Here is a 19,648-nt window from a genome sequence, read left to right as displayed (position 1 = left end):
GACCAGGGGGTGCTTGAGTGATTGCGGCGTTCAGGTGCGTGCATCGCGGTGCCGGACGAGCGTCCTCGATGCGGAGCATCGTGGATGCTCGGCTGGTGCCGTGAGGTGCGTGCCTGGGCGTCGCAAGCGCCAAGCACCCCCTGGTCCGGAGCATCACACGAACTCCGGGCGGCCGGAGCCGTCGTTGCCGTCGCGCCAGACGGGCTGCGGCGGCGGGACGGTGGCCAGGATCCGCTCGATCACGGCCCGCGGGTCGATGTTGTCCGCGACCGCGTCGAAGGTGAGGCCGAGCCGGTGGCCCATCACGTCGAGCGCGACCGTCTGGACGTCGCTCGGCAGCAGGTAGTCCCGGCCGTGGATCAGCGCCAGCGCCCGGCCGGCCGCGATCAGGCCCAGCGTCGCGCGGGGGCTGACGCCGAGCTCGATGATCGGCTCCAGGTCGGGCAGGTGGAAGTCGGACGGTGTCCGCGTCGCCATCACCAGGCGTACGGCGTACTCCGCGACCAGGTTGTGGACGAAGACCTGCTCGGCGGACCGCTGCAGTTCCATGATCGTCTCCGGCTTGAGCACCTGCCGCGGCTCCGGCGGGTCGACGCTCATCCGGCGGAGGATCTCGAACTCCTCGTGCCCCCGCGGGTGTGGGACGTCGATCTTGACCAGGAAGCGGTCCCGCTGCGCCTCCGGCAGCGGGTAGACGCCCTCGGACTCGATCGGGTTCTGGGTGGCGATCACGATGAACGGCTTCGGCATCGGGAAGGTCTGGCCGCCGATCGACACCTGCCGCTCGGCCATCAGCTCCAGCATCGCCGACTGCACCTTGGCCGGGGCCCGGTTCACCTCGTCGGCGAGGACGAAGTTCACGAACGTCGGGCCGAGCTCGATGTCGAACGTCTCCCGGGTCTGCCGGTAGATCCGGGTGCCGACGATGTCGGAGGGGACCAGGTCAGGGGTGAACTGGATCCGGGCGAAGGTGCCGCCGACCACTGAGGCGAAGGTCCGGACCGCGAGCGTCTTGGCGACGCCGGGAACACCCTCGAGCAGGCAGTGACCCTTGGCGAGCAGCGACACCATCAGGGTCTCGACCATGTGCTCCTGGCCCACGATCACCCGCTTGACCTCGCTGATCGCCTCGCCGATCAGCCGGGACTGCTGGGCCACCGATCCAGCCGGCACAGTGGTTTCGGTCATACCTGTCCTTCCGGGGTCCGCGCTCGGACCTTGTCATTCCCCACTTCACGCAACACCGGTCATTCCATCAGATCCCCGGGTCCCCCGGGCGCACGGCCCACCAGGGTGCTTCCCCATCCTCCCCGGTTGATCAAGTCGCCGCACCCCACCCACTTCGCGCCGACTTTGTGCACGAGATCCGTACGTCGCTGCCGTCGCCGTACGGATCCCGTGCACAGAGTCGCCGGGGGCTGGGCTCCGGGTGGGCTGGGTCTGGGTCCGGGGGGCTGCGGTCCGGGTGGGCTGGGGCCGGGGGTCCGGGTGGGCTGCGGCCGGGGGTCCGGGTCGCCTGGGTCGGGGTTCGGGTGGGGTGGGCCGCGGGTCCGGGTCGTCTGGGGCGGGGTGCGGGTGGGGTGGGGCGGGGCTGTGAGGGCGGCTGTGGCGACAGTGCTACCAGGGATGTGGTGGGATTGGGGGTGATGACTGCGACCGAATCACAGGCCGAGGTGCGGCCGGCGGAGACGCCGGACGACGCACCCGCGCGGGTGATTCCGGCGGCGCTGCCGTTGCAGCCGGAGGATCCGCCGCGGGTCGGCGAGTTCTGGCTGCGCGGACGGCTCGGGGCGAACGCGGCCGGCTATCTGTATACGGCCAGTGACGAGACCGGCCGTGACGCGGTGGTCGCGATGATGACCGAGGGGTCCGCGGACGACGCGGCCGCCCGGGAGCGGTTCGTGAACGCCGTCGACGACCTGCCGACCGAGGCCGTCCTGGCGCACAACGATTCCGATGACGACGACCTCGCGCTGTGGGCCGCGATCGGGCCGATCCGATCCGACGACGGGACGAGCGCGGCGTCGGACGAGCGGCTGATCGCGGAGCGTCGCGGCGAGGAGGTGCTGTCCGCCGTCCTGATGGACCGGGTGCCCCAGCTCGGCCTTTTGCGCGGGCCCGACTTCCGGCACTACTGGGAGAACCGGCGCCGTCCGGGCCTGTTCCGGATCTGGCCGCTGCCGTGGCCGGCCGTGCTGCGCCCGGCGTCGCGATTGGCGCTGGTCCTGGCGCTGTTGATGATGGCGGTCATCATGGCGCTGGCGGTGTTCCTGGCCTGGCTGCTGTTCCGGCATGCCCAGCCGCTGGAGCCGGAGCCGGTGATCCCGACGCCGACCGGCACGGTCACGGTGACGATCACCCCGACCACCCCGCCGCCGGGCACCGGTTCCGGTTCCCCGACGACGGGCACGACGCCGAGCCTGACGCCGTCGCCGCTGCCGACCAGCGGGATCCCGACCGACGTCCCCAGCTCGCCGGGATCGCCGGGCTCCCCGGGCGACAAGTTCTAGGACAGCAGGCGTTCGAGTTCGGGATCGCGCCACAATTGCGCCGGCACCGGCTGCCGGACCAGCGCCGCGTCCGCCCGGATCTCGGCCGGCGTCGAGGCCGCGATCAGTACTGACGTGACCGCGGGATGCCTGCTGGGAAAGGCGAGTGCGGCCTGCGGCAGGGACACGCCGTACCGCTCGCACACCGCGGAGATGCGGCGCGCCCGAATCGCCGCGGGGTCGCTCGACTCATCGGCTTGCAGCACCTGCGGCGTCAGTACGCCCGACACGATCACCGACACTCCGCGCGCCAGGCAACGGTTCAGCAAAGGCGCCGCAGACTGGTCCAGCAGCGAATACTGCCCGGCGAGCAGCACGCAGTCGAGCTCGGCATTGCGCACCAGTCGATCGAGCTGTCGCCAGTCCGCCGACACTGCCCCGGTCGCCTTGATCACACCGTCGCGCCGCAACTCGTCCAGTGCCGAGTACGACGCATTGTCCTCGGCGAGCACAAGGTCGACTGCCAGCCCGAGCCGCTCGCTGCTCGCCCGCAGGGAGGCCCGGGCATCATCGCCGGCCACCTTCGTGGACACAATGAACTCACTGCGGGGGCGCCGCTGCAACGCCGTACCCAGTCGCACTTCGGAGTCGCCGTACGACGGTGAGGTGTCGAAGAACCGGATACCGGCCTGGTACGCCGCGTCGACGGTGGCGACCGCGGTCGCGTCGCCGTCCTGGCCTGGTGACTCGCCGAGATGCGATCCGCCGAGCCCGAACCGGGGAGGCCGGAATCTGCTCATCGAGGGAGGCGCGAGCGCGTGACTGGGAGCGGCCATCGCACGGTCACCTCCCTGGTCGATGCTACTTACAGGATCCTTGGTGTGCGACGTGTTCGCATCCCGAGCGTCCGGGCCGAACGGCGGCTATTCCCCCGGTGTCACGCCAGCCGCACAAGAGTCCGCGCGGGATCGAACACTCACGCCGTCGGGATGGTGATCCAGGATGGGTCGGCCGCCGGTGAGCTGAAGGTGACCGAGGTACCGATCGTGCTGTGGCCGAGATAGCGCGGGTCGACCGTGTCGACCACCAGGACCAGGTGATGACCGGCGGGGACCTCCCAACTGGTCGCCTCCAGTCTGAGGTCGATGGGCAGCGACTTGCCTGGGGTCGCGCCGCGGAGGGTGAACGGTTTGTGCGAGATCAGCGAGCCGACGCCGAGCGAGTCGACGTCGTACAGGTAGGCGAACAGCGACGTGTCCGGACCCGACGGCTTCGCGGTGAGATGGAGCTTCGGTGTCCCGTTCACGACAGTTGCACTGGTCGAGACCGGACCGGACCGGACCAGACCCCGGCGAACGACCTGTCCACCAACGGCGTCGCGACCCCGGTCGGAATCGACAGAAGCCCTTGCAGTGCACCCGAAACCAGCGCCACCCCGCTGTCCGCAATGGTCGGTACGCCGGCCGCGATCCCACTCGTCCAGCCCGTTGACGACTGCGGTTGCAGCGCGCCGGTCCGCGACAACCCGGCCGGCTTGGTGAGGTACGACGTACGCGACTGTCCGACCGCGGCCCAGCTCGGGTAGCCGCGCCAGACGCCGCGCTGCGACTTCAGTTGGACCGGCGCCGCGGTGTCAGCACCGTTGTCCGCGCCGGTGAGGTAGTGCCGCAGCCAGGCGGTGAGCTCGTCCCAGGTCTCGTTGGGCAGGCCGATCGCGCCGGTCACCTCGGGGGTGGCGTGATCGCCGTGAGCGAGCAGCAGCCGCTTCGGGCCGGTCAGCCGGGTGAAGAAGGCCGTGTACTGCGACGGCGGGAAGATCGAGTCCTCGAAGGCGTTCGCGAGAAAGACGGCCGGGTGGTTGGCGTTGATCTGGTCGACCATCGTCGCGGCCGACCGTTGCGGCGCAAGTTGTCCGGCCTCGGCGATCGCGCCGTCGAAGTCGCCGGTGACGAACTTCGTCTGCAGCGACGCCATCTCCGGCCCGGGCCGGCCGGTGATGTTGCCCAGGGCAAGCAGTCCGGCGACCGACTGGAGCGCGACGGTGTCGTTGGGGTCAAGGGACGCGATCAGGTCGGCCCAGCCGCTCATCGCGCCGACCGCCTTGATCCGTGGGTCCTGCGCGCTCGCGAGCAGCGACGTACCGGCGCCGTACGAGATCCCGACCGCGGCGACCCGGCTGGTGTCGGCCGGGGTGTGCTGATCGGCCCAGTCGATCACCTTGGTGACGTCGGCAACGGTCGGCGGGCCGGCGATGTCGATGCCGCCACCGGAATCCCAGAAGCCACGACTCGAGTACGCGATGACCTGGAACCCGGCGGTCGCCAGCTTCGTCCCCTGACCGACGTACTCGACGTTCGGCACACCCCAGCTCGACGGCATCACCACGAGCGGGAACGGCCCGTCACCCTGGCCGGTCGGCGTCAGTACGACGGCGCCGAGCGAGATCCCGTCGGCGCCCGGGATGCGCTGGTACGACGTACTGAAGCCTGCCGCGGTCTGGTCGGCGTCCGCGCGGGAGCCGACGGTGAGCAGGATGAGGGCGACTGCGACGGCGGCTGCGAGTCTGCGCACGGGGCGACCTCCGGCTTGGGATTACCGGAGGGTAACCACAAAGTTGCCCCTGTGTCACTACCTCGGCACGGTGAGTGCCGGATCCACGCCGGTCGCCTCGACCGACCACTCCCAGAGCCGCTTGGCCAGCTCCGGGTCCTGCGCCGTGCGGGTCGGCAGCACGATCTTCGGCGCACCGCGGTACTCCAAGAAGCTCGGTCCGACGTACGAGCCGGGGCGCAGATCGGGGTTGGTCGCCGCATAGAGGCTCGGCCAGGCACCGGCGGCCGCGGACTGCGCGAACAGCCGGTTCCCGACACCCATCAGCTTCACCATGAACTCCTGCCCCGCCAACTCCGGGCCGGCGGCCTGCAGGTGAGTGGACGCGTAGCCCGGGTGCGCGCCGGCGCTCAGCAGGTTGACGCCGGCGGCCCGGGCGCGGCGGTCGAGCTCGAACATGAAGAGGAGGTTGGCGAGCTTCGACTTCCCGTACGCGTCCCACTTGCGGTAGCCGCTCGCCGGGCGGCGCAGGTCCTCCCGTGTGATCCCGCGAACCGTCTTGTGCATGAAGGAACTGACCGTCACCACCCGAGGATCCGGTGCCTTCAGCAACAACTTGAGGAGGCGCCCCGTCAAGGCGAAGTGGCCGAGATGGTTGGTGCCGATCTGCAGCTCGAACCCATCCGCGGTCTGCCCGTACGGCGGCGCCATCACGCCGGCGTTGTTGACCAGCAGATCGAGCTTGTCGTAGCTCTTGGAGACCTCGTCGGCCGCCTTCTCGACACTCGTGAGGTCGGCCAGATCCAGCTCGACGACCGTCGGCTCCCGGCCGGACGCCTGCGCCAGGTCGGTCGATGCCCGGGCGGCCTTCGCGGGATTGCGCGCCGCGACGAGCACGTCGGCGCCGTGTCTGAGCAGCTCGAGTGCGGTCTCGTACCCGAGGCCGCTGGTGGCGCCGGTGACCAGCGCCCGTCGTCCGGTCAGGTCAGGGATATCCGCCGTACTCCAGGTCATGCGCCCACAGTAGCCGTGGGCGCACGACCTGGTGTCACGGTCAGAGAATCTTGCGGTCCTGGAAGGCCTTGGTGACCTGAGCGGCCGCGGGCTTTCCGTAGAGCAGGCGAGCGGCCTGGACGACGTTGCGGGCCGCGGCGGCGAAGTCGGTGTCCGGCGCGTAGAAGAACGTCGACTCCAGGATCACCTTGTTGGCCTTGTTCCGGCCGAGGGCCTGGTGGATGTCCCAGAGCGCGTTCGACCAGATCTCACCGTCGTCGTGCACCTCGCCGGTCATGTCGTCGGTGGTCTTGCCCGTGTCGGTGCGACGCAGGCAGTGCGGCTCGGTGGACGTGTACGACGTCGCGTCCCAGTCCATCACGCACGGCAGGTTGAAGCCCTTGCTGACCGGCACGGACATGGTCACGGCCCAGTAGTCGCCGAAGCCCTCACCGATCGCGCCGCCCTCTTCGGTCTCGCCGAAGCCCGGGACGATGTCGTCCTGGATCGCGTGACCGTACTCGTGCCAGATCACCTCGGCGTCCTCGGCGTCGTCGACACCGCCGTCACCGGTCGTGATCATGTCCGTCGACGGGTCGTAGAACGAGTTGTCGTCGCGGATCGTGTCGACGGAGAAGTCCTGGGACTCGTTGTTCGCCTCGGTGAAGCCCAGCTGCTGGATGTACTCCTGCGCCTGGTTCACGTGGTAGTACACCATCACCTGCTCGAACTTGTTGTTCGCGCGCTGGTAGACGAACGTGTTGGTCTTGCTCTGCGCGAGCCCGCCGTTGCCTTCCTTGATGTTCACGAAGGCGCCGTTGAGCTTGCCGGAGCCGTCCAGATTGCGCAGGACAACGTTCTTCTGCGCGAGGAACAGGACATCCTGGTTCTTGTCGTTCATGTCGGTCAGCTTCTCGTTCTTCTCGCTGACCACCGGGTTCGGGTCGAAGACCGAGCCGCGGCCGTCGACGTTGTCGCTGACCACCTTCGACTCCACCACCGAACCGGTGTCGGCGTCGACCAGCGAACGGCTGACGCCCTCGGCCGAGCGGGACGTGACGGCCCAGACCAGGCGCGCGTGCGGGCCACCGATCACGGCGAGTTGTGCCGCGCCCTGGGACGCGGCCGGCGCCTGCGGGGCGCTCTTGCCCGGCGCGGCGATCCGGGCCTGCTGGGCCTTGGCGGTGACCACGGCATTGGCCGACTGGGTCGCCGTCGCGGGCTCCACCTTCGCACTCACGTCCAGGTTCGCCGGTACGGCGTCCCGTCCGTCGGCGATCTCTACTCCGCCACCGGTGGTCACGTGCTTGGCGTAGTACCCGTCGATCACCGGCAGGCCCTTGAAGGTCTGCTGGTACCAGTAGTGCTTGCCGAGCAGCGACGTCTTGGTTTTGATCAACTTGAGGTCGCCCAGGCTGTTCGCCTCCGGCGCGGCCCCTGCGGCGCTGGTGAAGGACAACCCGAGCGAGATGGTGGCCAGTCCGGTGGTGACGGCCACGACCGCCTTACGGCGTTTCGTCATACGTTCCCTCCCACGTTCGTTTGCGTAACGCAACCACTACGGTCCGTCGAGACCCTAGTTCGGTCAGGCACCCGGTGGGAAGCAGAACCGCCCGTCATTCCGCGGCGGCAAGGGAAAACCTGTCAACCCCCGCGAACAATCGGATGACACCGGCCAGCACGTCGATGCCGGGATGCACACCCCGCCCGGCGGAGATCGCCGTACCGTGCTGGAGACTCCTCACCCGGTCGGGAGAGGCTTGGCCGGGTAGTTGCGCAGGACGAGCGAGGTACTGACCGGCCCGAGCCGCCCGATCGCGTCGACGACCTGCTCCAGTCGGCCGGCGTCGGGCGTGTGCACGTCGAGGAGGAAGCAGTCCTCGCCGGTCAGCCGGTACGTCGCGGTCACCTCGGGGAGACCGGCGAACAGTTCGAGCGCCTCCGGGATCCGCGCATGCATCGTCCGGACCCGAACCGCCGCATGGATGTTGAGCCCGATCCGGGCCGGATCCACGACCGCCTGGTACCCGGTGATCACGCCGGACCGCTCGAGCCGCTGGATCCGCGCCGACACGGCCGGCTGCGACAGGTTCACCTTCCGCCCGATCTCGGCGCCACTCAACCGGCCGTCGGTTTGCAGGATCGCCAGAATCTCGCGGTCGATCGGGTCCAATGAATTCGTGGTCGGTTCGCTCATCTGCCTTCAATCCATCAGATCGAGCCCTTGCGGGCCGATGATCGGCCTCATGCTGGCAGCACTGATCACCGACTGGGAGCTGCCTCATGCACTTCATCATCATCCCCGGCCTCGACGGCTCCGACGACAACCATTGGCAATCGCGCTGGGAATCCGGCTGGCTGCGCGGCGCGACCCGGATCGCGCCCGCGTCCTGGACCCATCCCGACCTTGACGACTGGGCCGCCGCGATCGACAGCGCGGTACGTCGCCACCCGGACGAAGACGTCGTCCTGATCACCCACAGCCTCGGCTGCCTCGCCGCCGCCCATTGGCTCACCACTGCGTCGCACACCGTGCGCGGGGTCTTCCTGGTCGCGCCACCGGACCAACTCGCCCCCACCTTTCCGACCGCGCTCCTCTCGACCTTCGCCTCGATCGACCACGCTCCCCTTGGGCTCCCCGCCGTACTGATCGTCAGTGAGGACGATCCGTACTGCACGGTGGACGCCGCCGACCGCCTCGCCACCGCCTGGGCGGTCCCGCTGATCACCACCGGCCGCCACGGCCACCTCAACTCCGACGGCGATCTCGGCGAGTGGCCGGTCGGCCAGCAGCTTCTGACCAGCTTCCTGGGTCAGTTCGAGTAGAGGACTGATCCTGACCGCTTCCCCTTCTAGCGTTGGCGCCAACGCACAGGAGAGGATCCCGCCATGACGAAGCTCAGTCTGCAGGCCCTGAACCGCGCCACGCTGCACCGCCAGTGGCTGATCGAGCGCCAGGACGCGACCGCGCTCGACGCGATCGAGCATCTCGTCGGCCTGCAGGCCCAGTCGCCACTCGCGCCGTATGTCGGGCTGTGGACCCGGCTGAACGGATTCCAGCCGGCCGAGCTCGTCACGTTGCTGGAGGAGCGGCAGGCGGTCCGCGGTTCGATGATGCGGGCAACGATCCACCTGATGTCGAGCCGCGACTTCCTCGCGTTCCGCCCACTGATCCAGCCGCGGCTCGAACGCGAGGTCTTCCAGAACATCACCTACGGGCGCCACCGGCTCGAGGGCCTCGACATGGACGCCGTACTCCGGGCCGGCATCGACCGGATGACCGAGGGCCCGGCGACCGCCGTACAACTCCGCGAACACCTTGCCCCACTCTGGCCCGACCGCGAGCCGGCTGCCCTCGCCCACGCCGTACGCTGCCTGCTCCCCACCATCCAGACCCCACCCCGCGGCATCTGGGGCAAGGGCGGCAACCCCACGATGTCCACTGCCGAGCTCTGGCTCGACTCCGCCGTCGATCCGAATCCCGTGGTCGACGACTTGGTCCTCCGCTACCTGGCCGCCTACGGCCCCGCCTCAGTAGCCGACGCCCAAACCTGGTCCGGCCTGACCCACCTGTCCGAAGTCTTCGACCGCCTGGACCTCCGCCAGTACACCGACGCGAGTTCGGGCCGCCCCGTCTACGACCTCCCCCACATCACCCTCCCCGACGAGTCCCTCGAGGTCCCCACCCGCTTCCTCCCCGAATACGACAACCTCCTCCTCTCCCATGCCGACCGCACCCGCTGGATCGACACAGCCACCCGCCAACGCCTAACCCTCCAAGAAGTCCTGACCAAAGGCTCCCTCCTCCACAACGGCCAAGCCAGAGCCCTCTGGAAACTCACCAAACCCACCAAGACCAGGTCCGTCCTCGAGATCGCCCCCTTCACCAACCTCCCCCGCAAAACCTGGCAATCCATCGAATCCGAAGCCCACAACCTCCTAACCTTCACCACCCCAACCGCCACCCACGAGATCACCCGGGTTGAAGCGTGAAAGCACAGCAGCAACCATCAGGACTCGACTCCCGACGTGGGTGCGATCACGACCGTCGGCGGAGGTGCGCTAACACCGTTGATGGCGACGCGACCGCGGCGCATCAACGGATCGGACTCCGTGCGCTGCGGTCCGCTTCTGCCCCCGACGGGGACCTGCGTCGCGCCACCCGGTGATCATGACGTCGCAGCGACCCGAAGCCGCGCGTCCACCATCGTCTGTGAGAAGGACACCAGGCCCGCGTTGTTGGACCGCAGCGTCTGCAGTCCCCACGCCACGCAAGCGTCGACAGACCGGCGCGATTGGCTGACTTGTCCAGCTGCGAACGCCGCTACGCAGGCGGCTGAAGCTGCTCCAGCGCGCGGACTCGTTCGGCGGGGGACGGCGAACTCGACATCACCTGCGAGCGCCGATTAGCGTCGCGACCCAGCATCTGTTGATGCTGGAACTGCCAGCCATAAAGGACCTGAATCAACGTCGCTCCATAACCCATCATCGCCGCTCGGCGATCAGCTTGAAGAACCTCCCGGCGACCGAGCCAAGCGAGGATCGGGGGTGCCACGAAGGGTGTCAGGAAGAGCAGCGGCAGTGTCAGGCTGTCGCCGAACGTGAGCACGGCTAGCAGAACACCCAGATATCCGATCAGCAGGAATCCGATCACCACGCAGCCGACGGCCGGCACAGCCTTCATCAATCGGCCGAGTGCTCTCACTCCGATCAAGGCGCACCGCGCGGGAATCGAGTACCAGAAACTCAGCAGACTCAGCCAATCCCGTCCGCCTAGATGGTGGCCGAGCTCGCTAGCCAGGGCAGCTTCGAGATGTGACGGCGGCAGCGTGTACAACGCCCATTGCGTCACTCCAACGACATGGCCGGGAGTCGGTGTCGCGTTGGCCTCGTCGGACTCTTGAATCCAGATCGCGTAACGGTCTCCTCGTACTCCGGCTCGAGCGGTCAGCTGCCCCCAGATCGGCCGCAGCCGTTGCTCTTCGATCAGGGTCGGCTGGCGTAGGCGGAAGAGGTACCGCGCAAGCATGTCCTCCACCGGTCGCAGGAAGACGACGGCGCCAGACGCGATCCAGAGAAGGACGAGCAGCCACCCCCAGCCGAAGCCGATGAGCCCGACGATCCAAGACACAACTGCGAAACTCCAGAAAAACCACGGCACAGCCGACAGCAAGATAGCTGCCGTGGAAACCTCGATCCGCTTCGCCTGAAACCCGCCTGGTGCCCCAGCTCCCGCCTGCCCGGAGGGTAGTTCGGCCCGCGGCGGCGGTGGGGGTACTGCTCCTGGGCTACCAAGCGGTGGCTGCTCGGGCTGGCCCTCACCTTGCACCCAGGCTCTGCTCGGGTCGCTGGGCTCAACGGGGCCTGTCATTGCGGGCTCTCCTTCTGGGGATGGGGCCGATCCTGGCGGTGTCGGGTGTCCATGGTCAGTAGAGGGAGACGTGGACGTGGTCGAAGTGGCCGCCGGTGGCGTCGGTGGGGTTGTAGACGCCGCCGCCGTTGTAGGGGATCCAGGTGCCGCGGCGCGCGGACCAGATCTTGCCGTACCAGATTACGTAGTGCACGCCCGTCTGGGCGGCTGTCTTGAGGGCCCAGTTGGCGATCTGATCGCCTCGGGCCTTGGCGGGCGCCGATTTTCGCGCGTCTGCGCCGACCATGACGTCGCACGCCTTCCCTCGAGGATGGTCGCTCGTGGGGTTCCAGGCGTGCGCGTCCCAGCAGCTCAGGCTGAGGGTGCCGAGGTTCTTGCGGGCCTGGGCTACCCAGGCCGCCGTACGCGGAGTGACCCTGCCGCCCGTGCCACTCGGGTCTGTCACCGTCGCCTGCTCGTCGGGCCAGACTCCGTTGACCGGTTGGCCGTTGACCAAGCCGCCGCCCTGTTGACAGTTGTCGTCCTGCTGGAGTCCCTCGTTGGCCGAGCCAGGCGGTAGTGCGCCTACTCGGCCTGCGTACGGGTTACCCGAACGGCTGAGGTCGATACCCGCTGCCGACGCGATCTGTCGCGCTTCTTGTTCACGCACTGCATAGCGATCGGGGAAGGCAGACACCTGGACGGCCTGCGCCGCGTCGCCGAGAGCCATTGACGGCCAACCATTGATGTCGACCAGGCCAGGCGGGTTCGGCGCGGCTGAACCTCCGAAGAACGCCTCGGCTGCGTAGTGCGGATCCATGATCTGTTCCCTTGATCCCCAGCCGGCCCCAGGTCGCTGCTGGAACAGACCGACTGAGTCCGCATCGCCGTACGTGAGGTTTTGTAGGTCAGACTCCACCAAAGCCGTCATGAGCGCGATCAGCGTCGCCTGACCGGGCAAGCCGCGCTGAACGGCGACATCGTCGATGAGCTTGGCGAAGGCGACCTGGGTGGCGCGAAGGGGACCGGTCGGATTCGGATTCTCAGCCTGACCGGGACCGAGTGGGAGGCAGGCCGCTTGCGGCTGGCCGGTACCGCCGAAGGGCGCCAGCATCAGCAGGCTCGCGACGCCGATGACCGCCAGAGCTGCGGCGCCTTTGACGAAAACGCCCCTGCTCGCGACCGCTACAAAACCCCGACCGAGATCACGTTCGTCGAACATCGCAATCCCCTACCGTCATGGCCCGGTACCGCCAGACACCTCGCTGATGAGCCATTGGCCGTTCTGATTCACCAGCGTGACGAGCAGGGGTACGTCGAAGCGCTGGGGATGCTTTCCGGTGACGTCGATCGTGACCTTGACGAACCGCGTGATCCGGGCCGGAGTATCGACCGGAGCCTCCGCATTGGCCGGCGGCGCACTGACCGGCCAGGCGATGACTGTCGACTTCCCCCCGTCGCTCTTGAGTGCGTCGTACGTCGGATCACCCGCCGACGTAAAGCTCGCTGCCACCTCCTGAGTCATGTACTTGGCGCACTTCGCCACCAGCGCCGTATAGGTCTCCGCACTCGGATCGCGGGTGTAGAACGTTCTCGCCCAGGCGCCGACCTTGTCCGTAGCCATAGCCGTCGATTCCGCCGACGGGCGCTGGGTCTGCGGCGGTGGAGTGGTGAGCGGTGGAATGGTGCTGGACGGCGTGGGCTGAGCGGGCAGGGTGTTCGACGGCGCGGTCGGAACGACTACGGAGCGCCCCGGAGTCAGCACGCCGATCGGTGCTCCGTCGCCAGTGCTCTTGCCTCCGAACAGTCGCGGAAGACCGCCGCCGACACCGAGGATGAGGATCGCCAGAACGACCACGGCCGCCACGATGACCGCAGGACTCATCGGCTCCGCCTGCCGCTGGTCGCGCAACCAGGCCATCCGCTGCGCGTGATCATCACGCCGCCAATTCTTCTTCGCGCGGCGCCGATCACGAGCCTTGAGCTCGTCGATCTCTTCGGGGTAGTCGTAGTCCGCACTCATCAGCGAACGCCAACTGTCCGGCGCATCCGGGCGCGTCCTGCCCGCGGGATCCTGCCGATCGGCATCCGAATGGCCAGGTTCTGGGCCGCGCGGGCGTGATCGGCTCGCGCCTTCGCGACGGTCTTCTGGAGATCGTGGGTTCTGGGCCATCCGACAATCACCTACGCGTCGGCACGTGCACCGTCACGCCGTCCTTCGTGACAGCGGAGTATTCACGGAACCTCCGCTGCTGCGAGGTTGGCGCCTTACGCCGGCTGCGCTGCCCCTTCGGCGGCCCTTCACGCAGGCTCGCGGAATGCGTGTGAATCCTCGGCTCGTACCTGATCTCATTGGCCGGCGCCTGAATAGGCCGCCGAGAATACCGAGCCTTCGACGCCTCGCCGCGCGAGGCCTTCGCCGCAGCATGTCCTCCTGCGGCCGCGACTCCGGCAGCCGTGACCGAAATGGTCCGACTCCCCTCGCCGCCCTTGGACTGCGTTCGCGCTCTGGCGAGATTCAAAGCGGACGTGCCCCGGCTCGGAGATGCGCTTGCGGCCACTCTGCCGCCATCACCAGCTGCCGGCTGACCACCCGGTCCGGTGCCACCACCGGGCGCCGCGGTCGCATCTGCACGTCGCCGTTCTGCACCAGTCGTGAGCTCGTGCGCCGACCTGGCGGCACCTCCACGCGGCAGAGCATTGAAGCTAGGCGCCTGCCGGTAGACGCGCACCGAGGAAACCCGCTGCGGTCCGACTTCACCGCCACCATTGATGCGCTCTCGCCGCTCCGTCAAAGCTGGGGCGGCGCTGCGACCGCCCAATGCCCCCGCGAGCCGTCTGAATGCACCGACGGCGGCGTTGCGGGCGAGACCGCCGAGAAGGATGCTTCCGGATCCCGGCCGCATCAGTGACGTCAGGTTGTCGAGCAGTCGGCGCAACCTGAATCCGGCGATCAAGACCGCAATGGCCAATCCGGTGACCGGCAGCCATCCGAGCACGCCAGTCATGCTGAACACAGCCGTGACCAACGTGAGCGTGGTCCCGAACACCAGCATCGCGAGGAAGGACTGAATCACAAGCCCTACCAACGCCTCGAACCAGTTCAGGCCCCACTGCCTCGGCTTACCAGGGATGATCCAAAGGCAAGCAAAGAAGACTCCGACAACCAGCAAGAGCAAGCAGCCGATGAACGCCATCAGAGCGGTGAACGCCAAGGAGACGGTCAAAAATGCGAACAACGTCGCAGCGATTGCGGCGAGCATGACGACGGAGATGCGACCGAAGGCGTTGTCGCCCTTGACCCATTTGACAGTCGGGGCATCGTCGCCGCCTTCGGCCGGCTTGATCACGGAGTCCACGTACTTCGAGCGCGCATCCGCGTCCGTGCCCGCATCGAGCATGCCTTTGCCATACCGGCCACATGCCTCCAGCGATCCGAACTCGGCAATGCACCACGGAGTCACAGTGAAGCCGCGCCATGTCGCATCCGCGGATTTTCTCAGCAGGGTGTCTGTCGGGGTGCCGGTGAAGCCAGGCTCAGGCCACGGCAGCGGATTCTGCAGCGTTGGGCCCATCGCGTCGGCGGACGCGGACATGATGGTTTGCGCACCCAGCTGCCGTGCGCCGTCGACACCGCGCAACCACAGCGCAGGAGCCACAGCGAAGCTGATGCTGAGCACGCCGGCTACGAGGACCCAGGCCAACTGGCCCATCGCGCTGCCGCTCGTCCTGCGCAGCGTGTAAGCAGCGACAGCGCCGAAAGCGAGCGCCGAAGGAAGCAACCATCCGACCAACTGGGTGCTCGACGCCCCGATCGCGGTTGACGTCGCATCGGTGAGCGGTTTGACATCGGTGAACGAGAACAGCCACCAACCGACCGAGATGGCGGCACGGGTGATGGCGACGATGTACATCATCACCATGTGCGCGTAGCCGTTGAAGACTGACTGGATGGGGTTACGGATGCTTTGCTCGAAGTCCAATCCATAGACCATCGGGCCGTACTGCTCGAACAGCGTCCTTGTATCGCCGTGCGTCAGGTCAGGAGTCGGGAGCAGGTCGCCGAAGCCTGTCGGGTTGGTAGGTCCCTGACCAGGATCGGCGGCCAGGGCTACCTGGCTGGTGACGATCAGCGAGATTGCGAGGACTGTCAGCGCCGTTCTCGTGCGGCGCTGCCATCTCATGCGACGTGCTCCTTGTCTCCGGAGCTTGGGCGGGCTTCGTCGGTTGAGGTGGGGTCGTCGTTGTAGGCCGAGTACATCGCCTCGTTGTAGGCGGCCTCGTCGGCTTCTTGGTCGTAGACCTCGTCGGGGCCGATGGGGGATTCGTAGCGGGCGGGGTGGGCGCGCTGGTGGTCGTAGCCGTTGGACGTGGCGGCGTGGTCATGGCCGTTGGACGTGGCGGCGTGGTCATGGCCGTTGGACGTGGCGGCGTGGTCATGGCCGTTCGATGTGGCGGCGTGGTCATGGCCGTTCGATGTGGCGGCGTGGTCATGGCCGTTCGATGTGGCGGGGTGGTCGTGGCCGTTGGGGGTGGCGGGGTGGCCGTTTTGCTGGGCCACGGGTGTTGCGGCCGCTGGTTCGGCTGAGGCTGGGTGGGGCTCGGCCGGCGCCATCGGGGGGTTCGCCGCGAGGGGTTCGTTGGCTGGGGGCGGCGTCGGAGGGGTGGCTGCCGCCGGGGAGCCGGGCTGCGCGGCCGGAGCGTAGGGCCGGGCTTGGGGTGGGGGTGTTGGGGCCGACGAGTGGTTCAGGGTTGCCGGGGCCGAGGTGGTGGGCGGCGTCGCCGGTGTGTCGGCCGGGAGCTTGGGGGCCTGGGTGTGGCCGTTGGCTTGGGCGGTGGCGGCAGGGGCCAGGGTTTCGTCCAGGTCGTCGGCGAAGGGGTCGACGGGGTCCTGGGGGGCCGCGATGGGCTGGGTGGGCTGGTTGGCGTGTTCGGATTCGGGGGTGGTGCGGAGGAGGGCTGCTACGCGTTGGCTGGGGATATCGATCTGGACGGTGGCGACTTCGTCCCAGCGATCGCGCATGATGCAGTGGCCGTGGCGGATGCTCTTGCCGTTGGCGGCGGTGTTGATGCCTCGGACCAGGGTCTGGTACGGCGCGGTCTGCGGCCGACCCAGTAGCTCGAGCAGCGAGTCCACCTGCTCGCGGGAACGCAGGCTGAAAGCGAACAGGGTAGTGATCTGCTCCACCAGGCCAGGAAGCTTCAGGATCGACGCCGGGTCCTGGGTGTCCAGGACCAGGGAGGCGCCGAGCGCGCGGCCGACACGGGCGATGTAGTCGAGGAAGGACGCGCCGTCCGGCGTCTTCGTCAACAAGTGCACCTCGGGGACGATGACGACCTTCGAGCGACCGCGGAACTCACGGCGGCCCGTCGTACGGACCATCCAGGCGAGGCAGCCGCGCAGGCAGGCCATGCCGACGCGTTCGATCGGGGACCAGGACTCCGGCGCGGACTCGGGTGAGGGCAGCGTGAGGCCTGGCATCTGGACGACCCAGAGACCTGGGTTCGTGGTCAGGGAGGACAGACCGGACGGTGGGCCGGCGACGACCGACCCCAGGCCGGTCTCGACCAGGTCGCGGAGCGCGAAACCGACAGTCCGGGTGGTCTCCGAGTCGGCGGCGCACAGCCGCTGGATCACGCCCCACGACGACGGATCGGGCGACTGGATCTCGGCTCGCGTGGCGGCCATGACCGGCGCTTCGGCCGCGCCACGCAGGTGCGGAGGAAGCAGCAGCATCAGCTGCGACGGAGCCTGCAGCAACGCGTCGTCAACGGGCAACACCCGCAGCAGGTCAGCAGCGCCGGAGAACTGGGCCGTGATCTCGATCAGAGCAGTGGGTACGCCGTACTCCGCAGCGACCGCGGACACACCGGCCGCGTCACCCTTCAGGTCGAGCAGCGGCACCCACGCACCGGCGAAAGCGGAGTCGAGACCACCGAGCATCGCGGCAGTCGTCTTCCCTCGACCGGATCGGCCCAGGAAGAGCGTGGTCGTCGCGTCACCCAGCGCGGATCCGGCGGCGGCGTCGAAACGCACCAGACCGGGCGTGGACCCGGTCAGGTAGCCGATCGCTGGCCCGGTCGCGTCACCGATCGACGCGCCGCCCCAGAACCAGGACCCGAAGAACGCGGTCGACTCCCGGACGTGGCCGAGGTCGGGCACACGCAACTGGTCACCCGGCAAGGACTCCAGCCACAGGTCACGCTGCTCGTCCGCGCCGGCGGCCACGGTGATGCCGCGGTCGGCGTAGTGCGCGATGACGGCGTCGACGTACGCCTCGAGGTCCTCGCGGCTGTCCGCGCTGACCAGCAGGCGCGGGTGGTCCTCGACCAGGGTCAAACCGCTGCGGTTGATGTCGCGCTTGACCTCGCGCATCACGCGCTCGGTCTCGACGATCTCGTCGGCGGTCTCCTCCGCAGTGCCCTTGGCTGCGGACCTCCGTTGTTCCTTGGCGCTCTTGCGGGTCTCGTCGACCAGGCTCCGCGCGGTCTTCTTGGTCAGCACCCGGAACCGGACGGACGCCTCGACGGTCACGTCGATCTCGTCGCCGTCGTCGTCGATCGCCTTGATCTCCGACAGCGTGCGCAGCCACTCCCCCGCGCCCGGAGTCTCGAGCTCCTCGGGGAAGTCGGTCATCGCGAGGACGGTCGTGTACGCCGCGATCTGGCCGCGCGCGTCGTAGATGCGCAGGTGATCGGTGTACGGCACGACGCGGCCGGAGGTGAGCCGGGCCAGCGAGGCGCCGGTGATCAGGCCGCGACGCGGCGCGGCGACCGCACCACGGTGCATCTCGCGGCTGATCAGCCAGGAGATCACCTCGGCCGGCGCGGTGTGCGCCCGCCAGACGGTCGAGCCGAGCTGCCGGCCGAGCTTGCGGACCCGCTCGTCCAGGTGGGCGAGCTCACGGGCGCTGACGCGCCAGGACGTCGTACCGAGAGCGTCGCTGATCGAACCCCGCACCTGGGCGGTGGCGCGGGGGTCGCGGTCACTGAGGTGTACGCCGAGGGCGACGTACCGCTCCGGCATCCGCATCTCGTCGATCCGGTCGGCCCGGGTCTGGGCCCAGTCCTCGTGGTCGCCGAGCCGGTAGTGGCCGGCCACGGAGTCGATGTAGTCCTGGCCGGTCGAGCGGCCCCAGACCACCTTCAGGTGGCTGAGGCGGTCGCCGAGGATCGTCGCGGCGGCGCTCACGGCCGCGTCGAGGGCGGCGTCCTGCTCGGCCTCGGTGGCCAGGTCGGTGTTCGCCACCGAGATCAGAAACCACGCCTCCGCGCTGCGCTCGGTCACCAGCAGACCGTCGGCGATGGCGACGAGACGAGGTGGCGGCAGGCCGCGCTCGCGGCCGACCCCCACCAGGTTCAGGAGCTTGTCAGCGATCTTCATCTGTCCCTCTTCCCAGACGACGTCCTGCGACTCACCCGTTGCACATGGTCCGCCCCGAGCAGGCGGGCACGCTGGTTCACCGTGATGTCCGCGCCGGCGCGGACCATCGGATCCAGTTCGACCACGACCTCGCGTTCCCACTCCGGGGTGACTCTGGCCTTCGCCAGGTTCGCCACCTTCTGCGTCGCGATGCGCTCACGCCATGGCAGGTACTCCGTCTTGTCGGCGGCCCGGGCGCCGAGACCGATGATCGGGCGGTGGGCGCGCAACGCGTAGCGGACGGCCAGCGCCCACTCGGTCACGCGGCGGCGGCGTTCGTGGAACTTGCCGGCCCGCCAGCCGAACGCGGTGATCACGAACGGCGGCACGACGTACAGACTGACGGTGCCCTTGTGCGGCACCCCGATGAAGGGGAACAGCAACGCGATCCAGAGCAGGATGATCACCGCACCGAAGATGATCATCCGGCGCCGGGCGCCTTCACCCAGGTCGATACCGAGCAGGTCGTACTGCCGGGTCTCGATTTCGAAGTGGTGGGTCAGGGTACGACCGACTCGCATTCAATTACCTCCGGAGACCAATCCCCAAAAGCCCTTGAGCACATTGATGGTCTGGTTGTTGGCGTAGATCAGCCCCCCGACCAGCACACCGGCCGCGATATGGCCGAACAGCTCACCCCACTCCCGTTTGAAGTAGTGCCCGATCGCGCGGAGCACGAGGATGGCGATGAAGATATTCCCCGCGATGACCAGGACCCAGTCCTTGAAATCCGCGCCCGTCGGGACGTTGCTGTTGGCCAGGGGCACGGCGAGCTGAACAACGCTCGCTGCCAGTTCGTGCGTGATCATTGCGGTGTCTCCCTTGTTGCCTCGGTCATCCGAC

At 68.3% G+C, this 19,648-nt stretch carries 17 protein-coding genes; 3 read left to right on the top strand and 14 right to left on the bottom strand.

Features of this window, described 5'->3' with window-relative positions; translation table 11 throughout:
* Positions 1 to 153: 153 nt before the first annotated feature.
* Positions 154 to 1,188, bottom strand: coding sequence for an AAA family ATPase (locus tag OG555_RS27795; RefSeq protein WP_329475493.1), 1,035 nt, complete (start codon positions 1,186 to 1,188; stop codon positions 154 to 156).
* A 458-nt stretch (positions 1,189 to 1,646) separates the two neighbouring features.
* Between OG555_RS27795 and OG555_RS27790 the strand changes: the two genes are divergently transcribed.
* Positions 1,647 to 2,510, top strand: a complete 864-nt coding sequence (locus OG555_RS27790; RefSeq protein ID WP_329475492.1) for a hypothetical protein — start codon at positions 1,647 to 1,649, stop codon at positions 2,508 to 2,510.
* Here the strand turns inward: OG555_RS27790 and OG555_RS27785 are convergent.
* The 6 genes from OG555_RS27785 to OG555_RS27760 form a co-directional block, all read right to left on the bottom strand.
* Positions 2,507 to 3,289: an aldo/keto reductase gene (locus OG555_RS27785; protein ID WP_329475491.1), complete on the bottom strand. Its 783-nt coding sequence runs from the start codon at positions 3,287 to 3,289 to the stop codon at positions 2,507 to 2,509. The two genes, OG555_RS27790 and OG555_RS27785, sit on opposite strands and share 4 nt — an antisense overlap.
* Before the next feature lie 176 nt (positions 3,290 to 3,465).
* Positions 3,466 to 3,795: a CocE/NonD family hydrolase C-terminal non-catalytic domain-containing protein gene (locus OG555_RS27780; protein ID WP_329475490.1), complete on the bottom strand. Its 330-nt coding sequence runs from the start codon at positions 3,793 to 3,795 to the stop codon at positions 3,466 to 3,468.
* Positions 3,792 to 5,060 carry an alpha/beta fold hydrolase gene (locus OG555_RS27775; protein WP_329475489.1) on the bottom strand — a complete coding sequence of 423 codons (1,269 nt, stop codon included), beginning with the start codon at positions 5,058 to 5,060 and terminating at the stop codon, positions 3,792 to 3,794. Before OG555_RS27775 ends, OG555_RS27780 begins: the two co-directional genes overlap by 4 nt.
* A gap of 57 nt (positions 5,061 to 5,117) precedes the next feature.
* Entirely contained in the window at positions 5,118 to 6,053 is a 936-nt protein-coding gene (locus OG555_RS27770; protein ID WP_329475488.1) for an oxidoreductase, read from the bottom strand.
* Between the two features lie 40 nt (positions 6,054 to 6,093).
* The gene (locus OG555_RS27765; protein ID WP_329475487.1) at positions 6,094 to 7,554 is read right to left on the bottom strand and encodes a M36 family metallopeptidase; all 1,461 of its coding nucleotides are present in this window, start codon (positions 7,552 to 7,554) and stop codon (positions 6,094 to 6,096) included.
* A gap of 219 nt (positions 7,555 to 7,773) precedes the next feature.
* Entirely contained in the window at positions 7,774 to 8,229 is a 456-nt protein-coding gene (locus tag OG555_RS27760) for an Lrp/AsnC family transcriptional regulator (RefSeq protein WP_329475486.1), read from the bottom strand.
* A gap of 86 nt (positions 8,230 to 8,315) precedes the next feature.
* Here OG555_RS27760 and OG555_RS27755 point away from each other — a divergent pair, with 86 nt between their 5' ends.
* The gene (locus OG555_RS27755) at positions 8,316 to 8,858 is read left to right on the top strand and encodes an RBBP9/YdeN family alpha/beta hydrolase (RefSeq protein ID WP_329475485.1); all 543 of its coding nucleotides are present in this window, start codon (positions 8,316 to 8,318) and stop codon (positions 8,856 to 8,858) included.
* 63 nt (positions 8,859 to 8,921) lie between these two features.
* The gene (locus OG555_RS27750; protein ID WP_329475484.1) at positions 8,922 to 10,025 is read left to right on the top strand and encodes a winged helix DNA-binding domain-containing protein; all 1,104 of its coding nucleotides are present in this window, start codon (positions 8,922 to 8,924) and stop codon (positions 10,023 to 10,025) included.
* Positions 10,026 to 10,356: 331 nt separating this feature from the next.
* On the opposite strand, the gene OG555_RS27745 is transcribed toward OG555_RS27750, so the two are convergent.
* The 7 genes from OG555_RS27745 to OG555_RS27715 all read right to left on the bottom strand — a co-directional run bounded on the left by OG555_RS27745 (position 10,357) and on the right by OG555_RS27715 (position 19,614).
* Complete coding sequence (locus tag OG555_RS27745) at positions 10,357 to 11,193, bottom strand: M48 family metalloprotease (protein WP_329475483.1); 837 nt, start codon at positions 11,191 to 11,193, stop codon at positions 10,357 to 10,359.
* Between the two features lie 265 nt (positions 11,194 to 11,458).
* Positions 11,459 to 12,604, bottom strand: a complete 1,146-nt coding sequence (locus OG555_RS27740) for a hypothetical protein (protein ID WP_329475482.1) — start codon at positions 12,602 to 12,604, stop codon at positions 11,459 to 11,461.
* A gap of 15 nt (positions 12,605 to 12,619) precedes the next feature.
* Positions 12,620 to 13,405 (bottom strand): hypothetical protein, encoded by a 786-nt coding sequence (locus OG555_RS27735; protein ID WP_329475481.1) that lies wholly within the window; start codon positions 13,403 to 13,405, stop codon positions 12,620 to 12,622.
* A 157-nt stretch (positions 13,406 to 13,562) separates the two neighbouring features.
* The gene (locus OG555_RS27730) at positions 13,563 to 15,566 is read right to left on the bottom strand and encodes a hypothetical protein (protein WP_329475480.1); all 2,004 of its coding nucleotides are present in this window, start codon (positions 15,564 to 15,566) and stop codon (positions 13,563 to 13,565) included.
* On the bottom strand, positions 15,563 to 18,766 hold the full coding sequence (locus OG555_RS27725; protein WP_329475479.1) for an ATP-binding protein: 3,204 nt from the start codon (positions 18,764 to 18,766) through the stop codon (positions 15,563 to 15,565). The genes OG555_RS27730 and OG555_RS27725 overlap by 4 nt, the downstream gene beginning before the upstream one ends.
* Complete coding sequence (locus tag OG555_RS27720) at positions 18,763 to 19,326, bottom strand: hypothetical protein (RefSeq protein WP_329475478.1); 564 nt, start codon at positions 19,324 to 19,326, stop codon at positions 18,763 to 18,765. Before OG555_RS27720 ends, OG555_RS27725 begins: the two co-directional genes overlap by 4 nt.
* Positions 19,327 to 19,614: a hypothetical protein gene (locus tag OG555_RS27715; RefSeq protein ID WP_329475477.1), complete on the bottom strand. Its 288-nt coding sequence runs from the start codon at positions 19,612 to 19,614 to the stop codon at positions 19,327 to 19,329.
* Between the last annotated feature and the right edge of the window lie 34 nt (positions 19,615 to 19,648).

Origin of the sequence: Kribbella sp. NBC_01484 (assembly GCF_036227145.1) — a bacterium.
Lineage (GTDB): Bacteria > Actinomycetota > Actinomycetes > Propionibacteriales > Kribbellaceae > Kribbella.
The sequence above is the reverse complement of the archived record's forward strand: the minus strand, read 5'-3'. Positions and strand labels throughout refer to the sequence as shown.

Coding starts and splice junctions, on each gene's coding strand:
- OG555_RS27795 (WP_329475493.1), bottom strand. CDS start 1,188: ATGACCGAAACCACTGTGCCGGCTGGATCGGTGGCCCAGCAGTCCCGG.
- OG555_RS27790 (WP_329475492.1), top strand. CDS start 1,647: ATGACTGCGACCGAATCACAGGCCGAGGTGCGGCCGGCGGAGACGCCG.
- OG555_RS27785 (WP_329475491.1), bottom strand. CDS start 3,289: ATGAGCAGATTCCGGCCTCCCCGGTTCGGGCTCGGCGGATCGCATCTC.
- OG555_RS27770 (WP_329475488.1), bottom strand. CDS start 6,053: ATGACCTGGAGTACGGCGGATATCCCTGACCTGACCGGACGACGGGCG.
- OG555_RS27765 (WP_329475487.1), bottom strand. CDS start 7,554: ATGACGAAACGCCGTAAGGCGGTCGTGGCCGTCACCACCGGACTGGCC.
- OG555_RS27760 (WP_329475486.1), bottom strand. CDS start 8,229: ATGAGCGAACCGACCACGAATTCATTGGACCCGATCGACCGCGAGATT.
- OG555_RS27755 (WP_329475485.1), top strand. CDS start 8,316: ATGCACTTCATCATCATCCCCGGCCTCGACGGCTCCGACGACAACCAT.
- OG555_RS27750 (WP_329475484.1), top strand. CDS start 8,922: ATGACGAAGCTCAGTCTGCAGGCCCTGAACCGCGCCACGCTGCACCGC.
- OG555_RS27740 (WP_329475482.1), bottom strand. CDS start 12,604: ATGTTCGACGAACGTGATCTCGGTCGGGGTTTTGTAGCGGTCGCGAGC.
- OG555_RS27735 (WP_329475481.1), bottom strand. CDS start 13,405: ATGAGTGCGGACTACGACTACCCCGAAGAGATCGACGAGCTCAAGGCT.
- OG555_RS27730 (WP_329475480.1), bottom strand. CDS start 15,566: ATGAGATGGCAGCGCCGCACGAGAACGGCGCTGACAGTCCTCGCAATC.
- OG555_RS27725 (WP_329475479.1), bottom strand. CDS start 18,766: ATGAAGATCGCTGACAAGCTCCTGAACCTGGTGGGGGTCGGCCGCGAG.
- OG555_RS27720 (WP_329475478.1), bottom strand. CDS start 19,326: ATGCGAGTCGGTCGTACCCTGACCCACCACTTCGAAATCGAGACCCGG.
- OG555_RS27715 (WP_329475477.1), bottom strand. CDS start 19,614: ATGATCACGCACGAACTGGCAGCGAGCGTTGTTCAGCTCGCCGTGCCC.